Below are 4274 nucleotides of genomic sequence, written 5' to 3'. Positions count from 1 at the left end.
TTAGTTGAGAAATTAAATACTTTAAAAAATAATTTAGAAAAATTCAATATTGAAAAGCCAGATGTAATTGAAATTCCTACTGTCTATGGTGGAGAATATGGCCCTGATCTTGATTATGTTGCTGAGTATAATAATTTAAGTAAAAATGAAGTAATTGAAATTCATGCTCAGAGAAAATATTTAGTATATATGTTAGGTTTTACTCCAGGTTTTGTTTATGTAGGAGGAATGTCTGAAAAAATTGCTACTCCAAGATTAGATAAACCAAGGGAAAAAATTAATAAAGGAAGTGTAGGTATTGCTGGTAGCCAAACAGGTATTTATCCTATAGATAGTCCAGGAGGATGGCGTTTAATAGGTAGAACACCTTTAAATTTATTTAATCCATTTAGAGAACCTCCTTTTTTAGTTAAAGCAGGAGATTATATAAAATTTAAAAAAATTAGTGAGGATAAGTTTGAAAAAATAAAGAAAGAAAAAGCTAAAATAGGGAGGGTCAAAAATGCCTAAGTTATTAGTCCAAGATAGTGGCCCTTTAACTACAGTTCAGGATAGAGGAAGATTTGGTTATCAAAAATTTGGGATGCCGACAGCAGGTGCTATGGATAAATTTAGTTATAAAATAGCTAATTTACTTGTTGGTAACAAAGAAGAAGGAGTTTTAGAATATACATATAATGGACCTAAATTAAAGTTTGAACAGGATGCTATTATAGCTGTAACTGGAGCCAAAAGTGAAGTTAAATTGAATGGTAAAAATATAAAGATGTGGCAATCTCAATATATTAAAAAAGGGGATATATTACAAATTCTTCCATCTCAAAAAGGTTTAAGAGGTTATATCGCTTTCAAAAGTGGGTTTAATCTTCCTGAAACGATGGGAAGTAAATCAACTTATTTAAGAGCTGATTTAGGAGGATATGAAGGTAGAAAGTTGGAAAATGGAGATGTTTTAGAAATCAATAATGAGGTTACTAAGAAAAATTATACTTTTAAATCTTTAGAAAAAGCATATAGACCTGATTTTTCAAAAAATAAAATTAGAGTGATTATGGGACCTCAGGATGATTATTTTACTAAAAGTGGTATTTCTAAATTTTTAGAAGGTGAATTTAAAGTTAGTAATCAAGCTGATCGTATGGGATATAGGCTTGAAGGTCCTAAAATAGAACATGAAGATGGTGCTGATATTATCAGTGAGGGAATCGCAGAAGGCTCAATTCAGGTAGCTGGAAATGGAAAACCAATAATAATGTTAGCAGATAGACAAACTACTGGTGGTTATACTAAGATTGCAACAGTGATTACAGTTGATATAGATTTAGTTTCTCAGAAAAAGCCTGGAGATTTAATGTTTTTTGAAAAAATAGATTTGAAGTCAGCTCAAAAATTATTAAATAAAAGAAAAGAAATATACAAAAGTATTGAAAAACAAAATAGGGAATTAACTGATTCTAAACATTATAATATAAAAATAAATGGTGAAAAGCATGAGGTGGAACTTAGAGAAATTATACAATAATTTTTGTTTAGAAATACAAAAAAGCCAGGGTGTTTATAATTCCCTGGCTTAGAATATAGTTTATTACTTTTTAATTTTACACATCAAAATACATTTCATATTCTTTAGGATTGGGCATTGTTTTTACATTTTCTGCTTCTTTTCTCTTTGTTTCTATCCAACTATTTATAAGTTCTTTAGTGAAAATATCACCTTTCATTAAAAAATCATGATCTTTTTCTAATTCATTTAGAGCTTCTTCTAAACTTCCAGGTAAAAATTCTAGTTCAGTTTCTTTTTCATCCATTTCATAAACATTTTTATCTATAGGCCCAAATCCCTCTTCGGTTGGATCTATTTTATTTTCTATTCCATCAAGTCCTGCCATTAATAAAGAAGCAAATGTTAAGTAAGGATTACCTGAAGCATCACTCGGGCGGAATTCAAACCGTTTTTTCTGAGGAGCTGTAGCATAACCAGGTATTCTTACTACTGCAGAACGATTGGAAGTTGCAAAACAAATTGCCACTGGTGCTTCATAACCTTTGACTAATCTTTTATATGAATTTGTACTTGGTGCAGTAATTGCCATTAAGGCTGGTGTGTGTTTTAATACTCCTCCCATAAAATGGAGGGCTTTATCAGAAAGGCCGGCATAATTTGAATCAGGACCATTGAAAATAGATTTGCCATCTTTAAAAAGTTGCATGTGTACATGGAATCCATTGCCTGCTTCTCCAAAGATAGGTTTAGGCATAAAAGTTGCAGTTGTTCCTCGCTGATAGGCCATATTTTTTACAAAATATTTAATAAGCATAGAAGCATCGCCCATTTTGCGTCCCTCTTCTCTGGTAGTTTCTATTTCATGTTGACCGGGACCACCAACTTCATGGTGATGATATTTAACATTTATACCCATTTTTTCAAGTTCTAAAGAAATATCAGAACGCAAATTTCGGTAAAGGTCATGTGGAGCATCACGATGATAACCATCTTTGTGACCAACTTTGTAGCCTAAATTTTCTTCCAGTTCATCACTATTCCAGGCGGATTGAAAGGAATCAACATTATAGCCAGAAGAATTTGCTTCATTCCAATAGCTGACATGATCCAAAATATAATATTCAAATTCTGGACCTAAAATAAACTGATCAGCTACATCTTTATCTTCCATGTAATCAAGTGCTCTTTTAAGAATTGTTCTAGAGTCATTTATAAATGGCTTTTTACCTTCAGGAGTTATTTCATGAATATCACCTAAAAAACTTAAAGTAGTTTTTTCCCAGAAAGGATCTTTAAATGCTGTAGTATAGTCAGGAATAAAGACCATATCACTGGATTCAATATTTGCATAACCATAGTTTGAACCATCAAATCCAAATCCTTCTTCAAATAATTCTTTTGATAATCTTTGGACAGGAACAGTTAAATGTCTCCATCCACCAGATAATTCTGGTATTTTAAAATCTAGCATTTTAACCTCATTATTTTTCACATAATTAACTAAATCATCATAGTTTTTAAACATTTTAAGACCTCCAATTTTATTATTAGAATTAACTTATTTTGTTACATTTATATTTTAATAATATTCACAATATATATTATGCATAGTTTATGCCAGGTATAATTGTTGATTGAATAGTGTTTATTATTATATAAATGGGATGGAGATGAAATAAAAATTATTATTTCCCATTTTTAGTTATTTGTGTTATACTCATAAGCAGAAATAATTTGATTTATAAATGGAGGAGAGAGGAGTTGAATTATTTATGAAAAAAATTACTATCCTGGCAATAGAAAAGGAAATATCAAAATTTTTTACTGATGAATTAAAAAAGATATTTGGAGAAATAATTGAAATAGATTTTAGACATATGGAGATGGAACCTGTTCCCCCTATTTATAATACTGATTTAATTTTATATACTGACCCTGAAATCTTGAATAAATTAATTGATAAAATCAAATGTGATGCTCCAACTTTAATGATGAAAAGAACTATTACAAGAGAGGCATTAAGGAAAATAAAAGAAATTCCCGGGGGTTCAAAAGCTTTAGTTGCAAATATAAATCAATATATGGCTAATGAAACTATGGCCCTCATTTATCAATTAGGAATAACTGATATTAAACTCTGTCCTTATTATGAAGGAAAGTTAGATTATCCTGATGATATTGATTATATTATAGTACCTGAACCTGAGCCCTATGATTTTTTACCTGATATTGATGCTGAAATAATACTGATAGGAAATAGAGTTTTTGATATTTCAAATATATTAGATATACTTTCTATATTAAGAGTTGATGATAAAAAGGCAGAAGAAATTATAAAAAAATATCTATTAAAAGTTCCTACATTTTGGTATGGATTTGAGTATGCCTGGCAGAACCGAAGAGTTCTTTTAAATCAATGGAAATTACTCTTAGATGAAATGGGAAGTGGAGTAATAATTACTGATAGTGAACAAAGAATAGAATTAATCAATAATAAAGCAGAAAAAATATTGAAAGTTGATAAGGATAACTGGCAGGGAAAGGAATTGAAAAGTCTGGCTGGCAATGGCAAAGATTTAGACTTTTTGCTATCTAAAAAAGAAAAATCAGAAGAGTTATTACAATACAAAGGACGAGATTTGGTTTTAAGTATTAAAAATGTAATGTTTAATAATGATTTTTACGGTAAAATAATTATTTTCCGTCTTTATAATGAAATGGTAGAAGTTCAGCAAAAAATTCATAAAAAAATAGTAGGAAAAGGTCATCA

At 29.7% G+C, this 4274-nt stretch carries 4 protein-coding genes; 3 read left to right on the top strand and 1 reads right to left on the bottom strand.

Annotated elements, in window-relative coordinates:
- Both pxpB and VJ881_11435 read left to right on the top strand, forming a co-directional pair.
- Nucleotides 1-510, top strand: a 510-nt coding sequence (gene pxpB, locus VJ881_11440) for a 5-oxoprolinase subunit PxpB (GenBank protein ID HKL76668.1), incomplete at its 5' end; no start/stop codon positions are given.
- Complete coding sequence (locus VJ881_11435) at nt 503-1522, top strand: biotin-dependent carboxyltransferase family protein (protein HKL76667.1); 1020 nt, start codon at nt 503-505, stop codon at nt 1520-1522. The genes pxpB and VJ881_11435, both read left to right, overlap by 8 nt.
- A 76-nt stretch (nt 1523-1598) precedes the next feature.
- Here VJ881_11435 and glnA read toward each other — a convergent pair whose 3' ends face one another.
- On the bottom strand, nt 1599-3029 hold the full coding sequence (gene glnA / locus VJ881_11430) for a type I glutamate--ammonia ligase (protein HKL76666.1): 1431 nt from the start codon (nt 3027-3029) through the stop codon (nt 1599-1601).
- A gap of 247 nt (nt 3030-3276) precedes the next feature.
- On the opposite strand from glnA, the gene VJ881_11425 reads away from it, so the two are divergent.
- A partial coding sequence (locus VJ881_11425; GenBank protein HKL76665.1) for a hypothetical protein occupies nt 3277-4274 on the top strand: 998 nt, incomplete at its 3' end.

Source organism: Halanaerobiales bacterium (assembly GCA_035270125.1).
In the GTDB taxonomy this organism is placed as follows: domain Bacteria; phylum Bacillota; class Halanaerobiia; order Halanaerobiales; family DATFIM01; genus DATFIM01.
Note: the sequence above shows the minus strand (reverse complement) of the source record. Positions and strands in the feature narration are given on the sequence as shown.